The sequence below is a fragment of the Arthrobacter mobilis genome, assembly GCF_012395835.1.
GTDB classification, from domain to species: Bacteria; Actinomycetota; Actinomycetes; order Actinomycetales; family Micrococcaceae; genus Crystallibacter; species Crystallibacter mobilis.
This window is the reverse complement of the sequence record NZ_JAAZSQ010000006.1, coordinates 74,974-97,511: the sequence shown is the minus strand read 5'-3', so window position 1 is coordinate 97,511 and position 22,538 is coordinate 74,974. Positions and strand designations below refer to the sequence as shown.

26 protein-coding genes are annotated in these 22,538 nt (G+C 67.1%); 5 read left to right on the top strand and 21 right to left on the bottom strand.

Annotated features, from left to right (window positions below; translation table 11 throughout):
* From HGG74_RS08490 to HGG74_RS08480, 3 genes are all read right to left on the bottom strand, one after another.
* On the bottom strand, window positions 1-497 hold a 497-nt coding region (locus tag HGG74_RS08490; protein WP_246262761.1), incomplete at its 3' end, for a glycosyl hydrolase.
* Between the two features lie 236 nt (window positions 498-733).
* Complete coding sequence (locus tag HGG74_RS08485; protein WP_168485918.1) at window positions 734-949, bottom strand: hypothetical protein; 216 nt, start codon at window positions 947-949, stop codon at window positions 734-736.
* A 264-nt stretch (window positions 950-1,213) separates the two neighbouring features.
* Complete coding sequence (locus HGG74_RS08480; RefSeq protein WP_168485917.1) at window positions 1,214-1,453, bottom strand: hypothetical protein; 240 nt, start codon at window positions 1,451-1,453, stop codon at window positions 1,214-1,216.
* 249 nt (window positions 1,454-1,702) lie between these two features.
* Between HGG74_RS08480 and HGG74_RS08475 the strand changes: the two genes are divergently transcribed.
* Both HGG74_RS08475 and HGG74_RS08470 read left to right on the top strand, forming a co-directional pair.
* Window positions 1,703-2,050, top strand: a complete 348-nt coding sequence (locus HGG74_RS08475) for a hypothetical protein (protein ID WP_168485916.1) — start codon at window positions 1,703-1,705, stop codon at window positions 2,048-2,050.
* Between the two features lie 387 nt (window positions 2,051-2,437).
* Window positions 2,438-3,703 (top strand): AI-2E family transporter, encoded by a 1,266-nt coding sequence (locus HGG74_RS08470; RefSeq protein ID WP_376766127.1) that lies wholly within the window; start codon window positions 2,438-2,440, stop codon window positions 3,701-3,703.
* A gap of 59 nt (window positions 3,704-3,762) precedes the next feature.
* Here the strand turns inward: HGG74_RS08470 and HGG74_RS08465 are convergent, their stop codons facing one another.
* Window positions 3,763-4,113 carry an Rv1322 family protein gene (locus HGG74_RS08465; RefSeq protein ID WP_168485915.1) on the bottom strand — a complete coding sequence of 117 codons (351 nt, stop codon included), beginning with the start codon at window positions 4,111-4,113 and terminating at the stop codon, window positions 3,763-3,765.
* A 187-nt stretch (window positions 4,114-4,300) separates the two neighbouring features.
* Between HGG74_RS08465 and nucS the strand changes: the two genes are divergently transcribed.
* From nucS to HGG74_RS08450, 3 genes are all read left to right on the top strand, one after another.
* Complete coding sequence (gene nucS / locus HGG74_RS08460; RefSeq protein WP_168485914.1) at window positions 4,301-4,996, top strand: endonuclease NucS; 696 nt, start codon at window positions 4,301-4,303, stop codon at window positions 4,994-4,996.
* 62 nt (window positions 4,997-5,058) lie between these two features.
* Window positions 5,059-6,285, top strand: a complete 1,227-nt coding sequence (locus HGG74_RS08455) for an N-acetylglucosamine-6-phosphate deacetylase (RefSeq protein WP_168485913.1) — start codon at window positions 5,059-5,061, stop codon at window positions 6,283-6,285.
* Between the two features lie 271 nt (window positions 6,286-6,556).
* On the top strand, window positions 6,557-6,760 hold the full coding sequence (locus HGG74_RS08450) for a cold-shock protein (protein ID WP_168485912.1): 204 nt from the start codon (window positions 6,557-6,559) through the stop codon (window positions 6,758-6,760).
* A gap of 119 nt (window positions 6,761-6,879) precedes the next feature.
* On the opposite strand, the gene murA is transcribed toward HGG74_RS08450, so the two are convergent.
* From murA to prfA, 17 genes are all read right to left on the bottom strand, one after another.
* A complete protein-coding gene (murA, locus tag HGG74_RS08445; protein WP_168485911.1) occupies window positions 6,880-8,145 on the bottom strand; it encodes a UDP-N-acetylglucosamine 1-carboxyvinyltransferase in 1,266 nt (421 codons plus the stop codon).
* A 119-nt stretch (window positions 8,146-8,264) separates the two neighbouring features.
* Window positions 8,265-8,696, bottom strand: a complete 432-nt coding sequence (locus HGG74_RS08440) for a DUF2550 domain-containing protein (protein WP_168485910.1) — start codon at window positions 8,694-8,696, stop codon at window positions 8,265-8,267.
* A gap of 8 nt (window positions 8,697-8,704) precedes the next feature.
* Entirely contained in the window at window positions 8,705-9,001 is a 297-nt protein-coding gene (locus HGG74_RS08435; protein ID WP_168485909.1) for a F0F1 ATP synthase subunit epsilon, read from the bottom strand.
* 5 nt (window positions 9,002-9,006) lie between these two features.
* Window positions 9,007-10,470 carry a F0F1 ATP synthase subunit beta gene (gene atpD, locus HGG74_RS08430; RefSeq protein WP_168485908.1) on the bottom strand — a complete coding sequence of 488 codons (1,464 nt, stop codon included), beginning with the start codon at window positions 10,468-10,470 and terminating at the stop codon, window positions 9,007-9,009.
* 76 nt (window positions 10,471-10,546) lie between these two features.
* Window positions 10,547-11,440 carry a F0F1 ATP synthase subunit gamma gene (locus HGG74_RS08425; RefSeq protein WP_168485907.1) on the bottom strand — a complete coding sequence of 298 codons (894 nt, stop codon included), beginning with the start codon at window positions 11,438-11,440 and terminating at the stop codon, window positions 10,547-10,549.
* An 82-nt stretch (window positions 11,441-11,522) separates the two neighbouring features.
* On the bottom strand, window positions 11,523-13,160 hold the full coding sequence (gene atpA / locus HGG74_RS08420) for a F0F1 ATP synthase subunit alpha (RefSeq protein ID WP_168485906.1): 1,638 nt from the start codon (window positions 13,158-13,160) through the stop codon (window positions 11,523-11,525).
* Between the two features lie 111 nt (window positions 13,161-13,271).
* Window positions 13,272-14,081 carry a F0F1 ATP synthase subunit delta gene (locus HGG74_RS08415; RefSeq protein WP_168485905.1) on the bottom strand — a complete coding sequence of 270 codons (810 nt, stop codon included), beginning with the start codon at window positions 14,079-14,081 and terminating at the stop codon, window positions 13,272-13,274.
* On the bottom strand, window positions 14,081-14,629 hold the full coding sequence (locus HGG74_RS08410; protein WP_168485904.1) for a F0F1 ATP synthase subunit B: 549 nt from the start codon (window positions 14,627-14,629) through the stop codon (window positions 14,081-14,083). The genes HGG74_RS08415 and HGG74_RS08410 overlap by 1 nt, the downstream gene beginning before the upstream one ends.
* A gap of 56 nt (window positions 14,630-14,685) precedes the next feature.
* Window positions 14,686-14,889 carry an ATP synthase F0 subunit C gene (gene atpE / locus HGG74_RS08405; protein ID WP_005268527.1) on the bottom strand — a complete coding sequence of 68 codons (204 nt, stop codon included), beginning with the start codon at window positions 14,887-14,889 and terminating at the stop codon, window positions 14,686-14,688.
* A 74-nt stretch (window positions 14,890-14,963) separates the two neighbouring features.
* Window positions 14,964-15,770: a F0F1 ATP synthase subunit A gene (atpB, locus tag HGG74_RS08400; protein ID WP_168485903.1), complete on the bottom strand. Its 807-nt coding sequence runs from the start codon at window positions 15,768-15,770 to the stop codon at window positions 14,964-14,966.
* Between the two features lie 85 nt (window positions 15,771-15,855).
* Entirely contained in the window at window positions 15,856-16,152 is a 297-nt protein-coding gene (locus HGG74_RS08395) for a hypothetical protein (RefSeq protein WP_168485902.1), read from the bottom strand.
* Between the two features lie 6 nt (window positions 16,153-16,158).
* Window positions 16,159-16,638, bottom strand: a complete 480-nt coding sequence (locus tag HGG74_RS08390; protein WP_168486008.1) for a Cg1360 family ATP-synthase-associated protein — start codon at window positions 16,636-16,638, stop codon at window positions 16,159-16,161.
* A gap of 126 nt (window positions 16,639-16,764) precedes the next feature.
* On the bottom strand, window positions 16,765-17,775 hold the full coding sequence (locus HGG74_RS08385) for an MraY family glycosyltransferase (RefSeq protein ID WP_168485901.1): 1,011 nt from the start codon (window positions 17,773-17,775) through the stop codon (window positions 16,765-16,767).
* Entirely contained in the window at window positions 17,772-19,628 is a 1,857-nt protein-coding gene (locus HGG74_RS08380) for a polysaccharide biosynthesis protein (RefSeq protein ID WP_168485900.1), read from the bottom strand. The genes HGG74_RS08385 and HGG74_RS08380 overlap by 4 nt, the downstream gene beginning before the upstream one ends.
* Window positions 19,625-20,407: an L-threonylcarbamoyladenylate synthase gene (locus tag HGG74_RS08375; RefSeq protein WP_168485899.1), complete on the bottom strand. Its 783-nt coding sequence runs from the start codon at window positions 20,405-20,407 to the stop codon at window positions 19,625-19,627. Before HGG74_RS08375 ends, HGG74_RS08380 begins: the two co-directional genes overlap by 4 nt.
* 38 nt (window positions 20,408-20,445) lie before the next feature.
* Window positions 20,446-21,300: a peptide chain release factor N(5)-glutamine methyltransferase gene (gene prmC, locus HGG74_RS08370; protein ID WP_168485898.1), complete on the bottom strand. Its 855-nt coding sequence runs from the start codon at window positions 21,298-21,300 to the stop codon at window positions 20,446-20,448.
* 19 nt (window positions 21,301-21,319) lie between these two features.
* Window positions 21,320-22,399 carry a peptide chain release factor 1 gene (prfA, locus tag HGG74_RS08365; RefSeq protein ID WP_168485897.1) on the bottom strand — a complete coding sequence of 360 codons (1,080 nt, stop codon included), beginning with the start codon at window positions 22,397-22,399 and terminating at the stop codon, window positions 21,320-21,322.
* Window positions 22,400-22,538 lie beyond the last annotated feature (139 nt).

The following is a 22,538-nucleotide window of genomic DNA, read 5'->3' as shown; positions in this document are numbered from 1 at the left end:
AAGTCCACGCGCAGGCCGCGGGCCTTGGCCTTGGCCATGAACTCCTTCAGCCAGGGGCTGGTGACGCTGACCGTGGCCGGGGAGCCCAGGCGCAGCCCGGTCTGCTCCAGCTTCGGCCAGAGCCGGATGGCCTCGTCCACGCTCATGTTGGCCTGGGCGCGGTGGTCGGGTTCGTTGAAGCCGAGCAGGTGCCGGGCGCCGGTCTGGGGCAGCTGGGCCGTGACCTTGCCGATCGCGTCCCGTTCCAGCAGCCGGATCGGGTCCCTGACCATGGGGATGAAGGGCGGGGCCGTGAGGTGGGTGTTCGCCCCCCAGTTGTAGTGCCAGGCGACCTTAAGGTTTTTGATCTGCGTCCGCTGGAGGGGTTCGCGGTCCGGGAAGCCGATGCCCTTCAGGGCCGGCACGGCGGCCTGGGCCGGGACGGCCCCGCCTGCGGCCAGCGCTGCCGGCACCGCCGCGGCGGCCAGCGATCCCTTGAGGAATTTCCGGCGTTCCATCAGTCTCTCCTTTCAAAGGGTGAAGCATGCCGGCCGGGTGCCCCGGTCCGTGGATTTCCCAATCTCCACCCCTCGGTAGGGGTTGGTGAGGAAGGCTCTAACCTTTGAACGTGAATCAGCCTAATCGATTAACCAACCTCTCGGGCTGAGATCCGGCATTTTGGTGCTGGCTTTCCCACCAGGTATCGGCAGAAGCGGGCAGGAAGTGTATTATCGGCGCCCGCTGACCGCGCCCCTTATGCTGCTTCCTTGGCGGTTTGGGCGAGTCGATCCCGGTCGGTTCGCATTGCCAGGTGTTCGGCTTGCAGGGCGGCGTACGCGGCTTGTAGCGCGGTCAGGTCGGCGTCCAACACTCTGATGTGCTCGACGGCATCCCGAATGACCTGCGTCGGGGCGTATGTGTGCGGGACGTAGATGCTCAGCCTGTACAGGATGCGTTCGGTGGGGGTCATGGCTTGTCCTCCAATCCGAGGCGGGCGGTGATCCGAGCGTCGAGTTCGATGATCCGCTGCAGGCTGTATCTTTCCAGAAGGCCCTTGTAATTAGCCTGTCGCAGGCTGCCCCGTTCCCGCTGGAGGTTGGCCGCCCCACCGCACTGATCAGCTACAGCGCGTCCGTCTCAGGACGCGTCCTCGTTGTATCGTCGAAGCAGGGGCAGTTGCCCGGGTAAACACATCCCTGACATTGCAGCGGCTCGGGTTTGGCGGCTTGCTCGCTCATGCCGTGTCCCCGTTCCCGGTGTCACAGATGATGGCGGCGATGGCGTTCCGGTTCCGGCTGGTTTCGGCCCACGATTGGGGGTCGAGGTGTTCCCGCACCCGGTTTAGCTTCGTCCGCAGGAACTGGTTCTCCCGCTCGAGCCGCTCTGCGTGGTCGCACAAGGCAAGCACCGGCCCGGAATCCTCGGCGAGCATGAACGGCGACATGCGGCGAAGTTTCTCGGTCAGTTGTCCCATGGCTCCTCCTTCCTCTGTCTGGAATTCGTTGCCGTCGCCGCCGTGGATGGCCGGAAGTCAAAAGTTTCTGCAGCCGCTCATTCACCGGCCTCGATCCGGCAGGCTGCGCGCCGGCCGTACGCTCCCATTGCCCTTCCACCTGCCGGAGAGTAGTGTCGGTTTACCAAGCAGACCGCCTGGTCTTGTTTGTTGCGAAGCCTTCTTTCGAGCCAACGGGAGTGCCGCTTCATTATTTGAAAGGCGGCCGTCGTGAAGCCGCACATCGAAACCAACACCCTTCCCCTGTCCATCGCGAACGTCGATTCGACCGTGTACCTGGACCTCGGAACATTGCACTCCCCGGAAGTAGCGACCCGATCCGGCTCCTCAGCGAACTTGTCACCGGCGCAGGAGCACATGCTGGCCGCAGTTGCTTGCCGTGCCGGGGAAGTGGAGGCGGCCGAGTGGGCACTTGACCAAGCCCAGGCCTCCTGCGGCGAGCAGATCGTTGCCGCCCTGTCCTCGGGCCTGCCAGCGGGGAGCGTAGCGGAGGCGGCGGGTGTAAGCGCGTCCGCTCTGGCCAAAATCGTTGCGGCGCAGGCGCCGAGAGCAGGCTGATTCCGTTTGGCGGCAGGATGGCCTACGCGGCTGCCGGCCTTCATCCATGCACGGTAGCGCCCCCGGCTGCGCGGGTACGCGATCAGTTTGAGCGGCCTCATGCGCCGGCCCCGGACGCTTCCGGCTCCCGCAGGACCGTGGCGGGGCCGCTCACGGCTCCCGAGTCCTTGCTGATGCAGTCGAAGCCGTCATCGCCGTTATGCCAGACGGAGCCATCCCGGCATTGGCTGATCAGGTTGCGTGGCAGGTCACGATCCGGATCCCAGTCGGTGGACTACCGGGGCCCGCATCGAAGGCCCGGACCGCCCCTGCCAGCTGCTGGTACTGTGTCGCTGAGAGGCAGAAAACAACTGAGGCTGCCCCGCATGCACCTAAGGCAGGATCTGAGTGACCGTGAATGAGGAAGGCCGCGACGGCCTGCCGCAAACAGCCGCGGAAACCGGCCGGGTCACCGCCGCACGCAGGAAAGCGGTCATCATGAGGCTGGAACGCATCGCCGCCTCGATCCCCCGGGCGCAGCCGCGGGTGCGCTTCGAGATGCCGCCGGAGGCTGAATTCCACGAGTATGCCGCCGGAACCGCAGCCGGCCCTGCCGAGCGGCCGGAGGCGGGCACCGGTGCCGTCCGGCACCCCATCTACTTCGGCTTCATGGCCACGGTGGGTGTGGGGCTCGCGCTGCTGCTGTATTTCATCCTCTCCAGCGTCGGCCAACTGCTGGGCTGGATCGCCGCCGCGCTGTTCATCGCCCTGGGCCTGGACCCGATCGTGCGCTGGCTGGGACGCAAGGGCCTGCCCCGTCCTGCAGGGGTCATCGCCGTCGTACTGGTGCTCGCGGCGCTGCTGGCGGCGTTCATCGCTGTGCTGATCCCCACCATCGTCGCCCAGACCACCCAGATCGTGGCCAACATCCCGAACTACACCACCGACTTCCTCAACTCGGGCTTCTTCCAGTCGATCGACCAGCAGTTCCAGGTCCGTGCCCGCATTGAGGACGAGGTCTCGAAGTTCCTGGCCAATTCCGAAGCGGTCACCGGCATCTTCGGCGGTGTCCTGGGCGTCGGAACGGCAGTCGTCAACGGCGCGTTCGGAGCCTTGATCGTGCTCGTACTGACCCTGTACTTCCTGGCCTCCCTGCCGGCACTGAAGATATGGGCCTACCGGCTGGCGCCGCGGTCACGGCGGCAGCGGGTGCAGCAGCTGGCAGAAGAGATCTCCGCCAGCGTGGGCAGCTACGTGATCGGACAGGCCTGCGTGGCGGTGATCAATGCGGCGGTGGCCTTCACCGCGATGACCATCGCGCAGGTTCCCTTCACGGCACTGCTGACGTTCCTGGTGGCCTTGCTCGCCTTCATTCCGCTGGTCGGGGCGATGTTCGCCGGCCTGCTGGTTTCGCTCGTCGCGCTCACGGTGAGCTGGCAAACGGCGGTTTTGTTCGCGGTGATGTACTTCGCCTACCTGCAGATCGAGGCCTACTTTGTCTCGCCGCGCATTATGCAGCGGGCCGTGGCCGTTCCCGGCGCCGTGGCCGTAATCGCAGTGATCGCGGGCGGATCGCTGATGGGGGTACTGGGGGCCTTGATGGCGATTCCGGCGGCGGCCGCGGTGATGCTGCTGCTCAAGGAAGTCTTCATCGCCCGTCAGGACAAGAACTGAGATTGGGATGCTCCCGCAGTGTCGGCTTCGCCGCCCGTTCGCGCCCTGCCCCATAAGCTTCAGGACCGGTAACGGTAGCTTCTGGTGTTCCAGCAGTGCTGGTGCCAGTGCCGGCGTTCGGCCAACGCAGCCTCTGCGCCGAACAGGGAGTCCTCGCGCCAGGCGACCAGATGCTCCACGCCCGGCTTGATCACCAGCGAGCAGCCGGGACAGGTGTAGTCCTTGGCTGCGCGCGAGGGCGAAATACGCCGGATGTTCCATTCCCCGTCGGGAGCACTTTGGCGCTGGGCCAACCCGAACCGCGCGCGGTCCAGGCCCGGGTCTTCTTCCGCCGTCCGCCCCCACTTGTTCCCCGCGCCCTTGCCCCCGGCAGGGCCGGTGCGGCGGCGAGGGCGGTTCGAGCGGGGCATAGGGCAATTCTGCCCAGCCACGCGCCGCACTGCCAAACCGGCCGGACCGGAGAGCCCGGGCAGCACAGACCCGTCACGGGTTTTCCACCGCGCGGGTCCTGCCCGTGTTCCGCTCCTCATGGCGTGCATCCGCCTCCCACGCCTCGCAGGCTCGGCGCGGGGCCCTCGGCCGCTAGACTGGGCTATCGTGCGTCTTGTTATTGCCCGCTGCTCGGTCGACTACATCGGCCGCCTCCGCGCCCATCTGCCCCTGGCCACCCGGCTGCTCATGGTCAAGGCCGACGGCTCCGTCCTGATCCATTCCGACGGCGGCTCCTACAAGCCGCTGAACTGGATGAGCCCGCCGGCGAGCCTGCATATCACCGAGCCGGACGAGACGGACAACGAGGCCGGTGCCGTGGAAATCTGGAATGTCCAGCATGCCAAGAGCGACGACCGCCTGGTGATCAGCATCCACGAGCACATCCACGAACTCAGCCACGATCTGGGCCTCGACCCCGGGTTGGTCAAGGACGGGGTCGAGGCAGATCTGCAGCGCCTGCTGGCCGAACAGATCCATACCCTCGGGGACGGGTACACGCTGATCCGGCGCGAGTACATGACGGCGATCGGTCCGGTGGACATCCTGGCCCGGGACGCCGCGGGCGGGACCGTCGCCGTCGAGCTCAAGCGCCGCGGTGATATCGACGGCGTCGAACAGCTCACCCGCTATCTGGAGCTGCTCAACCGCGACCCGCTGCTGGCGCCGGTCCGGGGCGTGTTCGCGGCCCAGCAGATCAAGCCGCAGGCCCGGGTGCTGGCCGCCGACCGCGGGATCGAATGCCTGACCTTGGACTACGACGCCATGCGCGGCGTGGACGACGTCGAGTCCCGCTTGTTCTGACGGTCCCGTTCCCACCCGGGACGCGGACCTTGCACGCCTGTGCCGCTCGCTAGAATCGGACTATGAGTGCCAGCGCGCAGCCGGGCCACGAACCCCGCGGATTCATCCGGGGGCGCATCATTAGCGACGGCAACCTCATCGAGGACGGGCTCCTGGCCTATACCGGGGAGCGGATCGCCTACGCCGGCCCCGCCGCGGACTTCGATCCCACCGGCTGGAGCGAGCATGAACTGCCGGCCGGGTCCGTCGTGCTCCCGGGCCTGGTCGACATCCACTGCCACGGTGCCTACGGCACGGACTTCACCTCCGGCAGCGCCGAGGCCATCCACTCCGCGGCCGACTATTTGCACCGCAGCGGCACCACGACCCTGCTGGCCAGCACGGTCACCGCGCCGCGCCAGGAACTGCTGGCCGCCGTGGGCCGTCTGGCTGTCCTCGCGCAGGAGGGACTGATCGCGGGGATCCATGCCGAGGGGCCCTTCCTTTCCCCTGCCCGCAGCGGGGCACACGACCGCGGACATCTGGTGGTACCGGACCCGGAACTGGTGGACGAACTGGTCGAGGCCAGCCAGGGCCAGCTGCGGTCAATGACCTACGCCCCCGAACTGGCCGGAGCGGACGACTTGGTGGACCAGTTGACCACGCATGGCATTATTCCTTCACTGGGCCACACGGACTGCGATACGGCCACAGCCGCAGCCTCACTGGCGCGTGCCAGGGAAGGCATGGCCCCGGCGGGTTTCGATGGCTACACGCCCCGTCCCACGGTCACGCACCTGTTCAACGGCATGCCGCCGTCCCACCACCGCTCCCCCGGCCCCGCTGCGGCATGCCTGCGCGCGGCCAAGGCTGGCCAGGCAGTCGTGGAGCTGATCTCCGACGGGGTGCATCTGGATCCGCAGACGGTGCTGACCGTCTTCGAACTGGTGGGCGCGGACAACGTGGCGCTGGTGTCCGATTCGTGCGCGGGCACCGGATGCCCGGACGGCACCTATCCGCTGGGCGGCGGCCAGGTCGCGGTGTCCGGGGGCGTGGCGACCATGGGCGGTTCGCTGGCGGGCGGAACGGCCACGATGCTGGACGTATTGCGCCGGGCCGCCGCCGCAGGAGTGCCGCTCGCCGAGGCCGTCACGGCCTCGACGACAGTGCCGGCCGCGGTCCTGGGCCTGCTTGACGAGGTCGGCAGCCTGCGTCCGGGCTGCAGCGCCGATGTGCTGGTGGCCACCGGGGAGCTGGAGCTGGCGGCGGTCCTGCGCCGGGGCCGGTGGCTGCCGTCAATTGCACGCTGACCTGCGCCGATACTCCGCATCAACACATTAGCTAATAATTGCTTAACAATGCATTGATGCCTTCGAAGTTCGTTGACCTGTCCCGGGGCGTGTGTGATGCTTAAGCCAGTCTTTGTGTGGATGTGTTATTCATGCTCGCAGGACGTTGTTGCGAGTGTGAAGCTCCTCAGCTCCGCCGTTTGGCCGGAAAATGCAGGTGGCTTCCGCGGAGTAACCCGGACCGGTACGAGGTGTGCCGGTCTGTGAAAAGTACCATTATGAGGAGAAATAAATGGCACAGGGGACCGTCAAGTGGTTCAACGCTGAAAAGGGCTTCGGCTTCATCACCCCGGACGACGCCGACGGCGACGTTTTCGTCCACTACTCCGAGATCCAGAGCAACGGCTTCCGGACCCTCGACGAGAACCAGCGCGTGAGCTTCGAGATCGGACAGGGCGCCAAGGGGCCGCAGGCCACCGGCGTTACCATCATCTGATTTTTGACGCATCCTCCGTCCTGCGGCGCCGCAGGACGGACACAGCGGCCCCGCAGGGAAACCTGCGGGGCCGCTCCGCTTAAGGATCGGGACGCTCCGGCCGGCCTGTCCGTGCCGGTTCAGGCCTGGACGCGCTGGAGGCGGGCACCGAGCCCGCGCAGTTGTTCGTCGAACTGCTCATAGCCGCGGTCAATGTGCCCCACACCCCTGACCTCGGTGACGCCGTCGGCAACCAGGCCGGCGATGACCAGGGCCGCCCCCGCACGGATGTCGTGGGCTTCGACCGGAGCACCCGAGAGCCGCGGTACACCCCTGATCAGCGCATGGTGGCCGTCCAGCCGCACCACCGCCCCGAGCCGGGCCAGCTCGGAAGTAAAGCCCCAGCGGGCCTCGAAGACGTTCTCCGTCACCATGCCGTTGCCGTCCGCCACGGCGTTGAGTGCGACGACGAAGGGCTGCAGGTCGGTGGGAAAGCCCGGGTAGGGCAGCGTGGAGACGTTGATGGGAAGCGGGCGCCGGGGGCCCTCGACCAGAAAGCCGTCCTCGCGGGCATCGATCCGGCAGCCGGCCTGGGCCAGCTTGTCCAGCACGACCGCCAGGTGTCCGGGTACCGCGTTGCGGATATCCACCGTGCCGCCGGTGATCGCCGCGGCGAAGGCCCAGGTTCCGGCGGCGATCCGGTCCGGCACCGTCCGGTGGGTGACCGGCCGCAGCGACTCGACGCCGTGTACTACCAGTGTCGGGGTGCCGGCACCCTCGATGCTGGCGCCCATCGACGTCAGCAGGGCGGCGATATCGGTGATTTCCGGCTCGCGCGCAGCGTTCTCGATCACCGTAGTGCCGTGGGCCAGTGTGGCAGCCATCATCAAGTTCTCCGTAGCTCCGACGGAGGGGAACGGCAGGCGGTGGTGCACCCCTTTGAGCCCGTCCGGCGCCCGGGCAACCAGGTAGCCGTGGTTGATCCCGATGGAGGCGCCCATCAGCTCCAGCCCGGAACGGTGCATGTCCAGACCGCGGGAACCGATTGCGTCCCCGCCGGGCAGGGCAACTTCCGCCTCGCGGCAGCGGGCAACCAGCGGACCAAGAACCGAAATCGACGCCCGCATGGCCCGGACCAGTTCATAGTCGGCCTGGTGGCCCGGCGCGGCAGGAACGTCGATATGCACGGTGGCCGCCGCGGTGTCGTAGTCAACCGTGCAGCCGAGCCGGCGCAGCAGCTCGGCCATGATCCAGACATCCTGGATATTCGGCACGTTGGTGATGGAGGAACGGCCCTCGGCCAGCAGCACGGCGGCCATCAGCTTCAGCACGCTGTTCTTGGCCCCGGTAACCTCCACCTGCCCGGAAAGCGTGCTGGGTCCGGTCACGAGAATGACGTCTTCCACGGTGTCCATCCTTTCGACGCTTTCAACACTTTGGGGACAGGTCCGGTTAAGCACAAAGCGCGGCACCCCGGTGCGGGGGCCGCGCGGCTGTGCCGGAACGCAACGCCGGGCAGGAGCCCTCAGCGCCACGTTCCGATCCCGATGACCGGTCCGGCCTCGAGCCAGGCGGACAGGCCGGCGTAGACCTCGAAGTTCATGGCCAGCAGCAGGTCCTGGCCCTCGTAGGTGAGCATGGCCACCACGGCGCCCGGCTGGACCTTCGGCCGCTCCTGCTCCGTCGGCTGGCGCCAGCCCTTCAATTCGAGCGAACTGCGCAGGTAGCGCCGGCGCGGCCGGGGGCTGAGCGAAAAAAGGCGCAGCCATTCCAGGTGCTTGTCCGCGTAGCGGCCGATGCCCATCTCCCACTTGCCCGGGGCAAGGCAGAGCGAGGCATCGAACGTGCCCAGGGTGCGCCGCAGTTGGAAGCGGCGCACCCCGAACGCAACCAAGGCCAGCACCAGCAGCAGCAGGAGCGCTGCCAGCGCCATCACCGGGAAACCGAGCTCGTCCACCCTCGAGGCTAGCGGGTGCCTGCCGTTGCCGGGCTCTTGACAGTGGCGTTGTCGGCCACGATCACCACCCGGTTCCGGTCAACGGAGAAGAAACCGCCGTCGACGGAGATGGTGATGCGCTGGCCGGAGACGGGCTCGATGGCCAGTTCCCCAGGAGCCAGGATGGCCAGCACCGGGGTGTGCCCCGGCAGGATCCCGATCTCGCCGTCGCTGGTGCGCGCCTTCACCATGGTTGCCGGGCCGGACCACACGAAGTGGTCCGCCGCGACAATCTCAACTTCCAGTTCAGCAGAGTTGTCAGCCACTGGGCTTACTTCCCGGTCTGTTCCTGGATCCGGGCCCAGTTGCGCTCCACGTCGTCGAGGCCGCCGATGTTGAAGAACGCCTGCTCCGCGATGTGGTCCAGTTCGCCGTCGCAGATGGCCTTGAAGCCCTCGACGGTGTCCTTGATGGAAACGGTCGAGCCCTCGACACCGGTGAACTGCTTGGCAGTGTAGGTGTTCTGGGAGAGGAACTGCTGGATGCGGCGGGCGCGGGCCACGACGATCTTGTCCTCTTCGGAGAGTTCGTCCACACCGAGGATGGCGATGATGTCCTGCAGTTCCTTGTTCTTCTGCAGGATCTGCTTCACGCGCACCGCGGTGTTGTAGTGGTCGTGGCCGATGTACTGCGGGTCGAGGATCCGCGAGGTGGAGGCCAGCGGGTCCACGGCCGGGTACAGGCCGCGGGAGGCGATTTCACGGGAAAGTTCTGTGGTCGCATCCAGGTGGGCGAAGGTGGTGGCCGGTGCCGGGTCGGTGTAGTCGTCGGCCGGCACGTAGATGGCCTGCATCGAGGTGATGGAGTGGCCCTTGGTGGAGGTAATGCGCTCCTGCAGCAGGCCCATCTCGTCGGCGAGGTTCGGCTGGTAGCCCACGGCGGAGGGCATGCGGCCCAGCAGCGTGGAAACCTCGGACCCGGCCTGAGTGAAGCGGAAGATGTTGTCGATGAACAGCAGCACGTCCTGCTTCTGCACATCGCGGAAGTATTCCGCCATGGTCAGGGCGGACAGGGCCACGCGCAGGCGCGTTCCCGGCGGCTCGTCCATCTGGCCGAACACCAGGGCGGTGTCCTTGAGCACGCCGGCCTCTTCCATTTCCACCCAGAGGTCGTTGCCCTCGCGGGTCCGCTCGCCGACACCGGCGAACACGGAGGTACCGCCGAAGTTGCGGGCCACACGGGTGATCATTTCCTGGATCAGCACGGTCTTGCCCACGCCGGCACCGCCGAAGAGGCCGATCTTGCCACCCTTGATGTAGGGGGTGAGCAGGTCGATGACCTTGATGCCGGTCTCCAGCATCTCGGTGGAGCCCTCGAGGTCGGCGAAGCTGGGCGCCTTGCGGTGGATCGGCCAGCGCTCGGTGATCTGCAGGCTGGACTCCTCGACGTCCAGCGGCTTGCCCAGCACGTTGAAGATGTGGCCCTTGACGCCGTCGCCCACGGGGACGGAGATCGGGGCACCGGTGTCGACGACGGTGGTGCCGCGGACCAGGCCGTCGGTGGCCTGCAGCGAGATGGCGCGGACCAGGTCGTCGCCCAGGTGCTGGGAGGTCTCGAACGTGATGGTGCGGGTTTCGCCGTTGAGGGTCACCTCGGCGGTCAGGGCGTTGTACATCTCGGGAATGGCGTCGGCCGGAAATTCGACGTCGACGACCGGGCCGATGACGCGGGCAATACGGCCGGTAGCGCCCGAGGCAGCGGAACCGGTTCCCTGCTCGATGGTTTGGGCAGTCATCTCTCTCACTTCACTCAGTTAGATGGCGTGGGGATAGTTTTCAGTGTGCAGTTGCGCAGCGCTGAGCCTGCGGCGGTCAGGACGCGGCCAGGGCGTCCGCGCCGCCGACGATCTCGGTGAGCTCCTGCGTGATCTCGGCCTGGCGGGCGTTGTTGCGCAGCCGGGTGTACTTCTTGATCAGCTCGTTCGCGTTGTCGCCGGCGGACTTCATCGCGCGCTGGCGGGCAGCCAGTTCGCTGGCGGCAGCCTGCAGCAGTGCCGCGAAGATGCGGGACTCGATGTAGCGCGGCAGCAGCGCGTCCAGCACCTGTGCGGGTTCAGGCTCATACTCGTACAGCGGCAGCAGCTCCGACTCGTTGGCCACTTCCTCTTCCACGACCTCCAGCGGCAGCAGGCGGATGACCGCTGGCTCCTGGGTAACCATGGACTTGAAGCGCGTGTAGACCACGTGGATCTCGTCTACACCGCCCTCTTCGTAAGCGGTGTTGAAGTCAGCGAGGACAGCGTCGCCGATTTCGCGGGCCGTTTCGAACGCCGGCGCATCGGTACCGCCGGTCCACACCCGCTCGTACGGAAGGCTGCGGAAGTCGAAGTAGGCCTGGGCCTTGCGTCCGACCAGGTAGTGGCGGACTTCCTTGCCCTCGCCGCGCAGCAGTTCAGTCAGCGACTGGGCCTGCTTGAGCACGGCGGCGGAGTACGATCCTGCAAGGCCGCGGTCGGAGGTCATGACCAGGACCGCCGCGCGCCGGATCTGCTCCGGCTCGGTGGTCAGCGGGTGGTCGATCTCAGACTGTGAGGCCACAGCAGAAACGGCACGGGTGATCGCATTGGCATAAGGCAGCGACGCAGCCACACGGGTGCGGGCCTTTCCAATGCGCGAGGCAGCGATCAGCTCCATCGCCTTGAAGATCTTGCGCATCGCCGTCGTCGACGCGATCTTCTGGCGGTAGACCCGGATCTGGGCTCCCATACTCTTCCTTTCCTAATCCTCGCTGGCGGGACGGAACCGGCCTGGCTGTGCCCGCCGGCGACGCCCCGCCACCGAAAACGAATTAGCGCTTCTGCTTGACGATCTGTTCCTGATCGACCGATTCCTCGGCCAGCGGGTCGTACTCCTCGCGGCCGGCGGCAACCAGGTGGCTGTCCCCCTCGCCGAAGAAGCCCTGCTTGAAGTCCGCGATCTGTGCCTTCAGCTCATCCACGGTGGAGTCTTCCAGCAGGTTGGTCTGGGCGATGGTGGTCAGCACCGCGGACCGGTGGCGCAGGTGCTCGATGAAGCCGCGCTCGAAGCGGTTGACGTCCTCGACCGGAACGTCGTCCAGGTACCCGTTGGTGCCGGCCCAGATGGACACGACCTGGTCCTCAACCGCGTACGGCGAGTACTGGCCCTGCTTGAGCAGCTCGGTCAGGCGGGCACCGCGGGCCAGCTGCTGGCGGGAGGCGGCGTCCAGGTCCGAGGCGAACATGGCGAAGGCCTGCATGTCGCGGTACTGGGCCAGTTCCAGCTTCAAGGTACCGGAGACCTTCTTCATCGCCTTGACCTGCGCGGCACCACCCACGCGGGACACCGAGATGCCCACGTCAACAGCAGGACGCTGGTTGGCGTTGAAGAGGTCCGACTGCAGGAAGATCTGGCCGTCGGTGATGGAGATGACGTTGGTCGGAATGTAGGCCGAAACGTCGTTCGCCTTGGTTTCGATCAGCGGCAGGCCGGTCATCGAGCCGGCGCCCAGGTCGTCGGAGAGCTTGGCGCAGCGCTCGAGCAGGCGGGAGTGCAGGTAGAACACGTCGCCCGGGTAGGCTTCGCGTCCCGGCGGGCGGCGCAGCAGCAGCGACACGGCACGGTAGGCCTCGGCCTGCTTGGACAGGTCGTCGAACACGATCAGGACGTGCTTGCCGCCATACATCCAGTGCTGGCCGATGGCCGAGCCGGCGTACGGTGCCAGGTACTTGAAGCCGGCCGGATCGGAGGCCGGGGAGGCGACGATGGTGGTGTACTCCATCGCACCCTTGTCCTCCAGCGTCTGCCGGACGGCAGCGATGGTGGAAGCCTTCTGGCCGATGGCGACGTAGATGCAGCGGACCTGCTTGTTGACGTCGCCGGACTCCCAGTTGGCCTTCTGGTTGATGATGGTGTCGACGGCGATGGCGGTCTTGCCGGTCTGGCGGTCGCCAATGATCAGCTGGCGCTGGCCGCGGCCGATCGGAATCATCGCGTCGATGGCCTTCAGGCCGGTCTGCAGCGGCTCGTGCACCGACTTGCGCTGGGTCACGCCCGGAGCCTGCAGCTCCAGGGCACGGCGGGTCTCGGCCTCGATCGGTCCCAGGTCGTCGATCGGCTGACCCAGCGGGTCCACGACGCGGCCCAGGTAGGCGTCGCCGACCGGCACGGAGAGGATCTCGCCCGTGCGGTGGACTTCCATGCCTTCTTCGATACCGGTGAAGTCACCGAGGATGACGACGCCGATTTCGCGGGTGTCCAGGTTCTGGGCCAGGCCCAGGATGCCGTTTTCGAAGCGCAGCAGTTCGTTTGCCATCGCCGAGGGAAGACCCTCGACACGGGCAATGCCGTCGCTGGCGGTGGTCACGCGGCCAACTTCAACGCGCTCTGCGCTGCCGGGTTCGTAGGACGCCGCGAACTCGTTCAACGCATTACGGACGTCGTCGGCGTTGATGGTCAATTCGGCCATCTGCAGTCCCTGCTCTCCTATATTGCGATCACCGCACCGGCGGTGACCTGTGTGTGTTTCAGTCTGTATGTAAGGCTTTCGGCACCAGCTGCCTCCCTTGCGGGAGGAGTACTAGCCCGCCAGCTTCCGGCGGAGTTCGGCCAGGCGGGTGACGACCGACGAATCCACGATCTCGTCGCCCACCTGGACCCGCACACCGCCGACCAGTGAGGGGTCAACGTTGATGTTGATCCTGAGCTCGCGCCCGTAGAAGGCGTTGAGCCCGGCCTGCAGCCGCCGGATCTGTTCCTGGGTCAGCGGACGGGTGACGCTGACGTTGGCGATCCAGCGCTGCTGGCGCATAGCCACCAGTTCCACAAAGCGCCGCACGAGCGCCGCCGGCTTGTGCCCGCGCGGGGCGGACACAGCCTGGCGGATCAGCACCTGCGCTTCGGGGCCGGCGTTCGGTACAAGCCGGAGAGCCAGTGCCGTTTTGGCCTCGACCGGAGCCTGCGGTTCCGCCAGGGCGCGCTGCAGAGCATGGTCTGCCTCCACGACCCGGATGAACGCGAACAGGTCCCGTTCCAGACCTTCGAGTCCGTCAACACCCTTGCTCTCGGCAACGCCGATGGCTACGGTCGCCGCGAGGGTTTCCAGCGCATCGCCGATGTCGCGCGGCTGGCTCCAGCGCGAGGCAGCCAGGCCCTCGACGATGGCCTTGGCGTCAGCCGAGACCGTGGAGCCGAGCAGCTTGGCCACCAGCGTCGCCTTGTCGCTGCCTTCGCGGGCCGGGTCGGTCAGGGCGCGGCGCAGGCCGGCATTGCTGTCCAGCAGGCCCAGAATTCCAAAGAGTTCCTCTGCCAGGGACAGCGGGGCCGTGGGAAGCCTGGCTTCCAGCGCCTGCTGTGCCGCTTTCAGTGACTCGCTCGATACACCTGCCATTACTTCGCAGCACCTGCACTTTGGGATTCGAGATCCGCCAGGAACCGGTCAACAACGCGGGCCGCGCGGGCGTCGTCGTTGAGCGACTCGCCGACGATCTTGCTGGCCAGTTCCGTTGCCAGGACGCCGACTTCGCTGCGCAGCGAAGTCACGGCAGCCTGGCGCTCGGCTGCGATCTGCGCCTGCGCCTGCTCGCTGATGCGGGCAGCCTCGGCAGCGGCCTTCTCCTTCAGCTCCGCCAGGATCTGGGCACCTTCGGCGCGGGCATCCTCACGGATGCGGTTGGCCTCGGTACGGGCATCCAGAAGCTGCTGCTTGTATTCGTCCAGAGCGGCGCTGGCCTCGGCCTGCGCGGCCTCGGCCTTGGCGATGCCGCCCTCGATGGCCTCGGTACGCTCCGCATACGTCTTCTCGAACGCCGGAACGACGTACTTGACGACGATGAACATCAGAACGGCAAAGCCAAGCAGCGTGACAAGGATTTCCCAGACATTAGGGATCAGAGGGTTTGCGCCCTCCGTGGCGGCGAGGATTATTGTCTGTTTCATATCTCACCCGTCCTATCTACTCGGTTTGGATTGTGCGCGTTGCTCCAAGCAGCTGCTTAGAGAACGAACGCGAACACCAGACCGAGGATGGCAAGAGCTTCGGTCAGGGCCAGGCCCAAGAAGGCGATGGGCTGCAGCACACGCTGTGCCTCGGGCTGACGGGCCACACCGTTGATGTAGGCGGCGAACACCAGGCCCACACCGATGGCACCGCCGATGGCGGAGAGACCGTAACCAACGAGGTTGAGATTGCCTTCCATTATTTTCCTTTCAAGATGCCCGTCGGGCAGGTTGTTTGGTTCAGGAGATTCCCCGGCGGGGAAACTTAGTAGGACTAGTGCGATTCAGCCAGGGAGCCCTGGATGTAGATCGCGGTCAGCAGGGTGAACACGTAGGCCTGCAGGACCTGGATCAGGATTTCGAACAGGTACATGCCCACGCCGCCGGCAATGGTCAGCACGCCGAGGGGCTTGATCAGGCCCTCGCCGTGGAGCAGGAGGAATTCGGAACCGGCCGCGGCAAGCATGATGATCAGGTGGCCGGCGAGCATGGTGGCGAACAGACGGAGGCTGTGCGTGACCGGGCGGACCAGGAAGGTCGAGATGATTTCGATGACCACGACCAGCGGCAGGATGGCCTTCGGCACGCCCGAAGGGACAACCGCAAGCTTGAAGTAGCCTATGCCGTGCTTCTTGATGCCCAGGACGATCCAGGTGATGTAGACCATGCCGGCCAGTGCGTAGGCCGTGCCCACGTGCGAGGGGGTCGGCAGCTGCAGCAGCGGGATGGACCCGAAGAGGTTGTTCACCAGGATGAAGAAGAACAGGGAGAACAGCAGCGGCACGTACGGCTTGTAATCGTGTTCGCCGATGATGTCCTTGCCCACCGAGTTGCGCACGAAGTTGTAGCTCATCTCGCCCAGGTACTGCAGCTTGCCCGGCACCAGCTCGCGGCGGCGGGAGGCGGCGACGAAGAACCAGGCAATCAGCGCCACGGCAACGAGGATCAGCAGCATCTGCTTGCCGAATCCCTCGCCGTACGGAACACCCCACGGAAGGATCTCCGGAAGGTGCATGTCTTCGAGGGTCGGTGGGACGAAGCCACCTTCATTAGCGGCCGCCGGAAGCGCAAGCGCGATCAACGCGTTTCCTCTCTGCAGTGTCCATCATTGGGCATTTCAGGGTGGATTGCCGTTGCGGCAGGCCACCATATGAAGTTTTCAGGCATTATGTGTCGTTCCCCGGGCCACGCCCACGGTTGCCCCTGGGGCGGCGGGTGAGCTTGTGCTGTCGGGCCAGATAGTAGCCGCCGCCGGCACCGAGAATGGCACCGGCGATCCAGAGCCAGCGGGTAGACAACAGACTGTCCACCCCCCAGCCTATCAAACCCCAGGCTAGGATTCCGCCAAGAACATAGGTCAGCACAGTGTTTCCGCCGGTGTAGCCGCTGCCGGCTGCGCCCGCGCGCTCCGGCTGCTGCTCCGGACGGTCGCCAGGACTGTCCTGGGGAATGCCGTCGGCCATGATCTCCTAACCCTCCGTTCCGTTGCCGGGGAGCGGGTCCGCGTAGATCTGGTGCCGGATGCGGGAAAAGGCGTGGACCTCGGCGGCCTGCCAGACGACGACGCCGGCCACCGCCGCGATAAAGAACCACGTGCGGTCCAGCCAGGCAGGGGCCCCAAGGATGAAGACCGCGGCGCCGAATCCCACGACCTTGATGACGTAGGCGGCCAGGAAGGCGCCGATGGCCCCCGACGGATTGCGCCGTCCCACGTAGTGGCCGATGAGCAGGCTGATGCCGAAGAACACCATGACCAGCGCCGCACCCAGGACCGCGCTGGCGGCCCCGGCGGATCCGGCCACGAGCCAGGCGGCCAGCGTTGCCACCAGCGAGCAGGCGCCGGTGGCGGCGGAGGATGTGGCCAGGATCTTCAGCCAGGGTGACCGGGTCGGGCCTGACGCCGCAACTGCCGGCGCGGCTGCGCCGCGGCGCTGGCGGGAGGCATTCATGGCGGTCCGTTCGGTTTTGTGCACACAAGGCTGTGCTCGGCGGGCACGGCGGATCGGCCGCTCGCCGCGGCCAGCTAAATTCTACACGACATAGAACCCGCCACGCTCCAGCGCGGCTGCCGGATCTTAGCGGATGTCTGCCGGCCTGGCCGGCCGGCTGCCGAAAATCGCGGGCGCGCGCAGATAGAACACGACGACAACGGCGCAGGCCAGCAGCGCTGCCAGCTTGCCGGCGAACCCGCTTTGTGCGGCCAGGAAGCCGCACAGGCCCGTGAGCACCGAACAGCCGGTCACGAAGGCAGCGGATTTGACGTGGCTGAAGCCGGCGTCGGTCAGCCGCTGGTAGACATGCTGCCGGTGCGGGGTGTACCACTGCTCCCCTGCGCTGATCCGGCGCAGCAAGGTGGCCGCGGTGTCGGCCAGGTAGATCGTCACCGGCCCCAGCAGGGATTCTGCGGGAATGCCGGCGAGGAAGCCGGCGACGCCGAGCACCGCGAGGCTGCCGCCGAGCAGGTAGCTGCCGACGTCGCCCAGGAAAACGTTGCCGCGGCGGAGGTTCCACGGCAGGAACGCTGCGAAGGACACGGCCACCACCAGCCCGGCGAGCAGCAGCCAGCGCTCGCCGTCCCAGGCCCCGGCGGCGGCGAACAGCAGGCCGGCGGCCAGGCCGTGCAGGCCGGAGATGCCGTTGATGCCGTCCATGAAATTGGCGGCGTTCATGTAGCCTGCGATCGCCAGCGCACCGACCGGCACCCACCACCAGGAACTCTCCGTCAGGTAGACGATCAGCGCAGTGCCGCAGGCCCCGATCAGGCACTGCAGCAGGGCACGGACCTTGACCGGCACGCCGCGGTAGTCCTCGCTCCAGCCCAGCAGAGCGGCCGCGGCGGCAACGCCCGCCACCGTGCCCAGCAACGGCCGCTCCTGCGCGTGAACTGCCGGCAGGGCCAGCAGCAGGCCTGCCAGCAGGCCGGCCGCCACGGTCAGGCCCACCCCGCGGACGGTCACGGTGGTATGCGAGGAGCGCTCGTTCGGTACGTCCAGCACACCGAGCCTGGCCAGCAGCGGCTTGAGCCCGAACGGCAGCAGCAGGCTGAGCAGAAAGGCCGCCGCCACGGCCAGCACCGCGAACCTCACGGTGCCACTTCCGGGTGCGGCGTGAGCGGGCGCGCCGGTCCCGCCAGTTCCGCGGCGGCCGGCGGGCCGGGCAGGTGCTGGCGGTCCTTCCACTCCTGCAGGCTCATGTCCGACGGGTCGAGCGGCTCGATCGAAGCGTGCGAAATCTTCGGGTGCAGCGGCCGCGAATCGTCCTCGCCGTCACCGACCAGGTCCTCGTGCAGCTTCTCCCCCTGCCGCAGGCCGGTGAAGACGATGTCGATGTCCTTGCCGGAGAGCTCGATCATGCGCCGGGCGACGTCCAGGATGCGCACGGGCTCGCCCATGTCCAGGATAAGCACTTCGCCGCCCCGGCCGATGGCACCGGCCTGGATCACCAGCTGGCAGGCTTCGGGGATGGTCATGAAGAACCGCGTGGCTTCGGGGTCGGTGACCGTGACCGGCCCGCCCTTGCGGATCTGTTCGGTGAACAGCGGCAGCACGGAGCCGCGGCTGCCCAGGACATTTCCGAAGCGGACCGAGACGTATTTGCGGCCGGTCTGGTGCGCGACCCAGGCGGTGAGCTTTTCAGCCACCCGCTTGGAGTGCCCCAGCACGGTGGTGGGATTGGCCGCCTTGTCGGTGGAAATGTTCACGAAGGTCTGCACCCCGGCCTCGCGGGCGGCGTTGAGCACGTTCAGGCTGCCGAGGACGTTGGTCTTCCACGCCTCTTCGGGGTACTGCTCCAGCAGCGAGACGTGTTTCAGCGCCGCGGCGTGGAAGACCACTTCCGGGCGGCGGCTGCGGAAGATGTCCGAGACCGCCCGGGGGTCGCGGATGTCGGCCAGTACCGTGTCCTGCCCGGTCAGCAGGCCCTGGCCGGTAATGGAGATCTGGGTGGCCTGCAGGCCGCTTTCGTCCCGGTCCAGCATGATCAGCTCGCTCGGGGCGAACTCGTGGATCTGCCGGCACAGCTCGGAGCCGATGGAGCCGCCGGCCCCGGTGACGAGCACGCGCTTGCCCGTGACGTAGTGGGCGATCTCCTCAACGTGGATGTCCACCGGCTGGCGGCCGATCAGGTCCTCGATGGCCAGTTCGCGGAAAGAGAAGTTTGCGCCCGCCGTCAGCATCTTCTTCAGCGGCGGGACCACCAGCACCTTCATGTTCAGCCCGGCCACGGTGTCCGAAATGCGCCGCACATGCTTGGCGTCCACGTTCGCAATGGCAACCAGCAGCACGGTGGCCCCGGTGCGGCGCACGACCTCGGGCAGGTCTTCGACCGTACCCAGGACCGGGACACTGGAGATGCGCAGGTGCTTCTTGGCCGGATCGTCGTCGATCAGGCCCACCGGGCGCCACGGGGAGAGCCTGTCGTTGCTCATCCGGGTCACAATCGAGGTGCCGACGAACCCGGCACCGTACACCAGCGTCCGTTCGGCCGTCTCGCCGGGCTTGGCCTTGCTTTCCACGTACATCCGCTTCAAGTAGCGGATCGCGGCCATGAACAGGCAGGCAAACGGGAAGGCGATCAGGCCCACACCGCGGGCGATGCCCATCGGGATGCCGAAGAACAGCAGGGCAACAGTCACGATGACCGTCACCGAGACGGCAACGATCACCAGCAGCTTCGCCTCATGGAAACTGCCGAAGCTGTAGCGGCCGCGGTACAGCGCCAGTGCCGAGCCCACGGCAACCTGGGCTGCGACGGCCAGCGCGCAGATGGCGACGACGCCCGGCAGCTTGTCCGGATCGACGCTGGCTTCGTAACGCAGGACCATGGCCAGCGCAATGGCCACAATCCAGGCGAAGGCATCCAGCAGGACCTGGGACCAGAGCCACAGGGCACGGTCGCTGCTGGCCGTCCGGGGCAGGGATGAAGTAGTGCCGGAAGTCATTGTTCCCCGTCCGCCGCTTCGATGGCCTGCATGGCGGAGGCCGGGCTCTCCTGGCCGGCCTCCGGGCTGTCTGCCGGACCGGGTTCCTCGTCGATGCCCAGGATGTCCGGAACCACCTCCCGCAGGGCTGCCAGGGCGATCGCGCCCTGGCGCACGACCCGGAACGGGGTGCTGGTGCAGTCGACGATGGTCGAGGCCATCTGCTCCGTCCCGGGCGCTCCGCCGGAATCCCCCGCGGGTTCTTCGCCGGCCGGACGCGGCCCGTCCTCGAGGTAGACCTCCACGGACTCGGCCAGCTGCACCCTGGCCTCCGCGGCGGTCCGCGCGGCGGCCTGGCCGGTGCGGTTGGCCGAAGAGACCGCCAGCGGCCCGGTCAGCGCCAGCAGCTCCAAGGCCAGTCCGTCCGCGGGCATCCGTACCGCCACCGTGCCGTGGGTCTCCCCCAGATCCCAGGTCAGCGAGGGCTGGGCGTGGAGAATCAGGGTCAGGCCGCCGGGCCAGAAGGCGTCGGCCAGTGCCCGGGCCTCGGCAGGCACGTCCGTGGCCAGGCCGTCCATGGTCTGTGGCCGCGGAATCAGCACCGGCGGCGGCATGCTCCGTCCGCGCCCCTTGGCCGCCAACAAGGTGGCAACGGCCTGCGGGGAGAACGCGTCCGCGGCGATGCCGTAGACCGTATCCGTGGGCATGACAACGCACTGCCTGGCCGCAATGGCTTCCTGGGCAGCGGCGATTCCCTCGCTTCGCTGGAACTCGTCCGTGCAGTTGAAGGTGGTGGTCACAGGCTCATTCTTTCATTCATTGCCGGCACGGCCGGCGCTCAACGCCGCAGCGCCGATGTGGCACGTTCCCGTCCAGTCAGGTCCAGGACCGTGGCAACCCGGTGCCACTGCCCCGATGCCTCCAGCATCCGGGCCACGGCGCCGGCCTGGACCTCGGCATGTTCCATGATGAAGTACCCGCCGGGTTTGAGCAGCCGGGCGGCAGCCGCAGCAGCGGCTGCGGGCAGTTCCATCCCGTCCGCTCCCCCGCCGTACAGGGCCATCGCCGGATCGTGCTCGGCAACTTCGGGGTCCCGCGGCACGGCGCCGGCCGGGATATAGGGGGGATTGGAGACGACGACGTCGAAGGTTCCCTCCTGCCCGGCCAGGGCGGTGCGCAAGTCCCCGAGGATGAGCTCGACGCCAAGCGGGACCAGGTTGCGTTCGGCCCAGGCGTGGGCCAGTTCGCTCAGCTCCACCGCGTAGACCTGCGAACCGGGCACCTCGGTGGCCAGCGCGCCGGCGATGGCGCCGGAACCGGTGCCCAAATCGGCCATCTTCGGCGCGGACAACCCGCGCGCGTGGTCGATGGCGTGCTGGACCACCGTCTCGGTCTCGGGCCGCGGCACGAAAACTCCCGGACCGACCTTCAGCTCCAGATGGCGGAACTGCGCCCGGCCGGTAATGTGCTGCAGCGGAACGCGCCGGGCGCGTTCGGCCACCAGCTGCTCGAACGGCTCCAAGGCAGCCGGCACCGGCGAGCCGGCCAGCGCCATCGCCCGCACCCGGCCTACGCTTTCGCCCAGCAGGTACGCGGCCAGCAGTTCGGCGTCGACCCGCGGGCTCGGCACGCCGGCCCGGGCCAGCACCGCCTCCGCCGCCTTCAGCGCGCCGGCAAGATCCTGGCTGTGCATGTGGCTGCCAAATCCCCCGCTATTTGTCCTCGCCCAGGGCGTCCAGCCGATGCTGTTCGTCCATCTGGATCGCCGACTGGATGACCGGCTCGAGGTCGCCGTTCATCACCGCGTCCAGGTTGTAGGCCTTGTAGCCCGTCCGGTGGTCCGCGATCCGGTTCTCCGGGAAGTTGTAGGTGCGGATACGCTCGGAGCGGTCCATCGTGCGCACCTGCGACTTGCGCAGGTCGGCGTTTTCGGCGTCGATCTGCTCCTGCTGGTGGGCCAGCAGGCGCGAACGCAGCACGCGCATGGCCGCTTCGCGGTTCTGCAGCTGGGATTTTTCGTTCTGCATGGCCACCACGATGCCGGTGGGCAGGTGGGTAATGCGCACCGCCGAGTCCGTGGTGTTCACGGACTGCCCGCCCGGGCCGGAGGACCGGTAGACGTCGATCTTCAAATCGTTCGGGTTGATCTCGATTTCCTCCGGCTCGTCCACTTCCGGGAAGACCAGCACGCCGGCGGCCGAGGTGTGGATGCGTCCCTGGGACTCGGTCACGGGCACGCGCTGGACGCGGTGGACGCCGCCTTCGAACTTCAGGTGGGCATAGACACCCTGGGCCGGATCGTTCGAGTTGCCCTTGATGGCCACCTGGACGTCCTTGTACCCGCCGAGGTCCGATTCGGTGGACGAGATGATCTCGGTCTTCCAGCCCTTGGATTCGGCGTACCGGGTATACATCCGCAGCAGGTCGCCGGCGAACAGTGCCGCTTCGTCCCCGCCTTCGCCACCCTTGACCTCGATGATGACGTTGCGGGCATCGTCGGGGTCGCGCGGGATGAGCAGCCGGCGCAGCTTCTCCTGGGCGGTTCCCAGCTCGGCTTCAAGCGCCGGCACCTCCGCCGCGAACTCCGGGTCCTCGTCCGCCATCTCGCGGGCGGCCTGCAGGTCGTCGTTCAGCTGCGACCAGCGCCGGTACGCTTCCACGATGCCGTTCAGCTGCGCCGAACGCCGCCCCAGCTTCCGCGCCAGCCCCTGGTCGGCATACACCGCCGGATCACTGAGCTGCTTCTGCAGCTCCGCATGCTCATCCAACAAGCCCTGCACGGACTCAAACATCTCAAAACCTCTTTCGACTCGTGATCAAGTCTAAATAAAATCCGGCACCAGTCCGGCCCGGAGACGCGCACCGGTGACTTCGCATCGGTGACTTAAACGACAACAGCCGCTGGTTTTTTGCCGGCCAGGGAGCGTTCGA

Excerpts from the sequence above, each read along its gene's own strand:
- HGG74_RS08485 (WP_168485918.1), bottom strand. The coding sequence starts at position 949 with ATGACCCCCACCGAACGCATCCTGTACAGGCTGAGCATCTACGTCCCG.
- HGG74_RS08480 (WP_168485917.1), bottom strand. The coding sequence starts at position 1,453 with ATGGGACAACTGACCGAGAAACTTCGCCGCATGTCGCCGTTCATGCTC.
- HGG74_RS08465 (WP_168485915.1), bottom strand. The coding sequence starts at position 4,113 with ATGCCCCGCTCGAACCGCCCTCGCCGCCGCACCGGCCCTGCCGGGGGC.
- HGG74_RS08455 (WP_168485913.1), top strand. The coding sequence starts at position 5,059 with ATGAGTGCCAGCGCGCAGCCGGGCCACGAACCCCGCGGATTCATCCGG.
- HGG74_RS08450 (WP_168485912.1), top strand. The coding sequence starts at position 6,557 with ATGGCACAGGGGACCGTCAAGTGGTTCAACGCTGAAAAGGGCTTCGGC.
- atpD (WP_168485908.1), bottom strand. The coding sequence starts at position 10,470 with ATGACTGCCCAAACCATCGAGCAGGGAACCGGTTCCGCTGCCTCGGGC.
- HGG74_RS08425 (WP_168485907.1), bottom strand. The coding sequence starts at position 11,440 with ATGGGAGCCCAGATCCGGGTCTACCGCCAGAAGATCGCGTCGACGACG.
- atpA (WP_168485906.1), bottom strand. The coding sequence starts at position 13,160 with ATGGCCGAATTGACCATCAACGCCGACGACGTCCGTAATGCGTTGAAC.
- HGG74_RS08415 (WP_168485905.1), bottom strand. The coding sequence starts at position 14,081 with ATGGCAGGTGTATCGAGCGAGTCACTGAAAGCGGCACAGCAGGCGCTG.
- HGG74_RS08410 (WP_168485904.1), bottom strand. The coding sequence starts at position 14,629 with ATGAAACAGACAATAATCCTCGCCGCCACGGAGGGCGCAAACCCTCTG.
- atpE (WP_005268527.1), bottom strand. The coding sequence starts at position 14,889 with ATGGAAGGCAATCTCAACCTCGTTGGTTACGGTCTCTCCGCCATCGGC.
- HGG74_RS08395 (WP_168485902.1), bottom strand. The coding sequence starts at position 16,152 with ATGGCCGACGGCATTCCCCAGGACAGTCCTGGCGACCGTCCGGAGCAG.
- HGG74_RS08390 (WP_168486008.1), bottom strand. The coding sequence starts at position 16,638 with ATGAATGCCTCCCGCCAGCGCCGCGGCGCAGCCGCGCCGGCAGTTGCG.
- HGG74_RS08380 (WP_168485900.1), bottom strand. The coding sequence starts at position 19,628 with ATGACTTCCGGCACTACTTCATCCCTGCCCCGGACGGCCAGCAGCGAC.
- prmC (WP_168485898.1), bottom strand. The coding sequence starts at position 21,300 with ATGCACAGCCAGGATCTTGCCGGCGCGCTGAAGGCGGCGGAGGCGGTG.
- prfA (WP_168485897.1), bottom strand. The coding sequence starts at position 22,399 with ATGTTTGAGTCCGTGCAGGGCTTGTTGGATGAGCATGCGGAGCTGCAG.